Source organism: Pseudomonas sp. AKS31, assembly GCF_023634765.1.
GTDB lineage: Bacteria > Pseudomonadota > Gammaproteobacteria > Pseudomonadales > Pseudomonadaceae > Aquipseudomonas.
The window spans coordinates 1-2,864 of sequence record NZ_JAMLFX010000031.1; the positions used below are offsets into that span (position 1 = coordinate 1).

Sequence of the window (2,864 nt, forward strand, 5' to 3'; positions counted from 1 at the left end):
CAGCATCGCGCTGATACTCAGTGACCAGTTCGCTGCCATCGTCGCCGAACTCGGTTTTCTTCAGCAGTTGTCCGTTGAGGTCATACTCGTAAGCCGTGCGACGACCGTCGAAACCGGTTTCCTGCTGGATCAGGCCGTTGGCGTAGTAGTCGAGGTGGTATTGCTCGCCGCGCTCGTTATCGATTTCAGTCAGCAGCAGGCGCGAGTTGTCGTAGCGATAGCGAAGTTGGCTGCCGTCAGGATTAATGCGGCGGCTGACCAGGTGCAGGTTGTCGATTCGCCCAAGCTCGTCGCGTTCGGCGGTGACGCGGCCATATGGGTTGTAGGTGAACGCGCGAGTGGCGCCGCCGGGCAGGGTTACTTGGGTCAGACGATCAACTGCATCCCATTGGTATTGGGTGATAGCACCGAATTCGTCCTGACGGGTAATTTGTCGACCGAGCGCGTCATAGCGGTATTTGCGCTGACCGCCATCTGGCAGGCGCTCTTCCAGCAACTGACCCAGGTTGTTCCAGCCGAGTTGACATCGGCTGCCGTCTGAGTGGTGAGTCTCTAACAGACGCTGTTGTCGATCATAGCTGTAAAGCGTGGTGTTGCAGTCCGAAGAAAGGGGACAAATTTATTTTCTAAAAAAAGGGCTGGTTTCTCTTGAGTGCAGCAAATGAAACTGTCCAATTTTCAGTTGAGCTTTTATAATTTTTATTATTGTAACGATAAGCGGTAAATAGGCCTAAAGTTTTCGGGAGTGGTGTTTTTTACGAAAGGTCTATTTTACGCCTGCGTAAAGATTAAGGTTTTTTTATTTTATTCAGAGTGTGATCTAACGCTCTTTCAAGTTCAGTCCAAGTTTTCGCGCTTTCGCTGTGCGTGGGCGACTCCCAGTTTTGATCTGAAATTAGCGAGATTCTAAAGGAGCCATTTTCGCTGAATTCTGGGTACCATCCAATATCAATTATTTGTTCGAGTGGCAGTGATGCCTGTAATAGATCTTCTTTTAAATCGTCGGTAATAAGTTTGATGTCGCTTCCAACTAATGTGGAGAGATCATCGAAAGTAATTGTTCCGCCGAGCGTTATTATTTTATCAATGTTCATCGATTATTTTTTCTTCTTGGTTAGTTTTTTGAAGGCTTCTTCAGATATCGGATGTCCATGTATGGTGTTCGCACTCAATTCCACCCTCATGTACCGAGTTTCTTTTCCGTCGTTAGCACCGATAGTTTTTCCCATATCAATGACTTTCCATGGTTTTCCATTATTGACATCTTGTCCGTTTGCAAACGCGTGCCGTTCTAATGCTTCTATATCTGTGCCCGGCACATATTTCGCTGCACCTCCATTGGCAGTGGATTTTACGACAGAAGGCCAAGGAGCCTTAGGGGCCACATGTTTATTTCCATGGTTTGTCCACTGAACGTCTGGAGGAGGCGGGGATCCATCGCTAACCTTGGCTTTTTGCTCTGGAGGCTCGGCACCTTGGCCAGGAATGCATTTATCCCCACCAGGGCAAGTGTTTAGACCAAGCGGATCCACCCACCCCGTAGGGTTAGGCACGTACTGGTAGCTGTTCAACCCACCCGCAAGCTTGATCGGATCCGGCGTCAAAAACCGTCCAGTTCCCGGATTGTAGTAGCGGTGCCGGTTGTAATGTAACCCTGTCTCGGCATCGAAATACTGACCTTGGAAGCGCAACGGGTTATCGATTTCGCTGACGTCCAACGCCGCGAGGTTGCCGTAGGCTCGGTACTTCGCCGACCACATTATTTCACCGCTGTAGTCGGTAAGCTCTTGCGGGGTGCCGAGGTGGTCGAGTTGGTAGTAGAACGGTGTGGCCTTGCGTGGGCCTTCGCCGTCGAGCATTGCCAACGGGCGGAAGGTGCCCGGTTCGTAGATATAGCTGCGGTAGCGGTTCTCAGCGCTCTCGGCAATCAGTCTTTCGCCTTGCCAGAGGAATTCGGTGATGTGGCCATCGACGGTTTTTTCTATACGTCGACCGAAGGCATCGTACTTGTAGGTTGCAGTGCTGCCACCCGGCAGGCTAACGCCGATCAAGCGGTGCTGGCAGTCGTAACGATACTCGGTGACGAGTTTCTGTCCTGTGCCACGGCGTTCGCGACTCAGGTTGCCGTACGCGTCGTACTCGTAGTGACGATCACCCTGCATCAGCAGGCGGTTGCCTTTGACGTTGGCGAGGTTTGCTGTGCCTTCATTGCTTTGGCCCAGCAGGTTGCCCGCCGGGTCATGGGCGAAGCTTTCCGGAGTAGCACCGCGCACGCTGATGAGTCGATCGAGCGGGTCGTAGTGGTAGCTGCGATTGCCTTTGCGGCTGTCATCAATGCCTGCGAGGTTGCCGTTGGCATCGTAATTATAACGACGCTGGAACAGGTTCTTGTCTCGCTGGCCAACAGTGTGGGCTTGCAGGCGGCCTTGTTCGTCGTACTGGTATTGGCTGAGCAGCAAACCTTGCTGACGTTTTTGTTCGCGCCCAGCACTGAACTGGTGAGAGGTCAGGCGCGAGCCATTGAGGTCGATGTTGCTAAGTTGCCCGCCGGGTTGGTGACGGTAGTCGAGTTTGCTGCCGTCAGGCAGGCGGCAGTGTTTGAGCTGGCCGACGCTGTCGTACTCATAGCGCAGGGTGCCCCAACCTTGGTGTTCTTCGATGAGGCGGTCTTGCAGGTCGTATTTGTAGGCGAGCGGCCAGTGGCCGTCATCGACGTTTACGAGGCGACCGAGGGCGTCGTAGCTGTAGTGGATTTCTTCGCCATCGGCCAGGGTTTTCACCAGCAGCCGGCCAGCAGCATCGCGCTGATACTCAGTGACCAGTTCGCTGCCATCGTCGCCGAACTCGGTTTTCTTCAGCAGTTG

The 2,864-nt window shown here is 53.1% G+C and carries 2 protein-coding genes and 1 pseudogene; all 3 read right to left on the reverse strand.

Features of this window, described 5'->3' with window-relative positions; translation table 11 throughout:
* A pseudogene (locus tag M9827_RS27880) lies at positions 1-601 on the reverse strand (type IV secretion protein Rhs); the annotation flags it as partial.
* Between the two features lie 187 nt (positions 602-788).
* A complete protein-coding gene (locus tag M9827_RS27565; RefSeq protein ID WP_034152547.1) occupies positions 789-1,094 on the reverse strand; it encodes a hypothetical protein in 306 nt (101 codons plus the stop codon).
* 3 nt (positions 1,095-1,097) lie between these two features.
* Positions 1,098-2,864 (reverse strand): RHS repeat domain-containing protein (locus tag M9827_RS27570; RefSeq protein ID WP_250608368.1); only part of this gene is annotated, 1,767 nt, incomplete at its 5' end.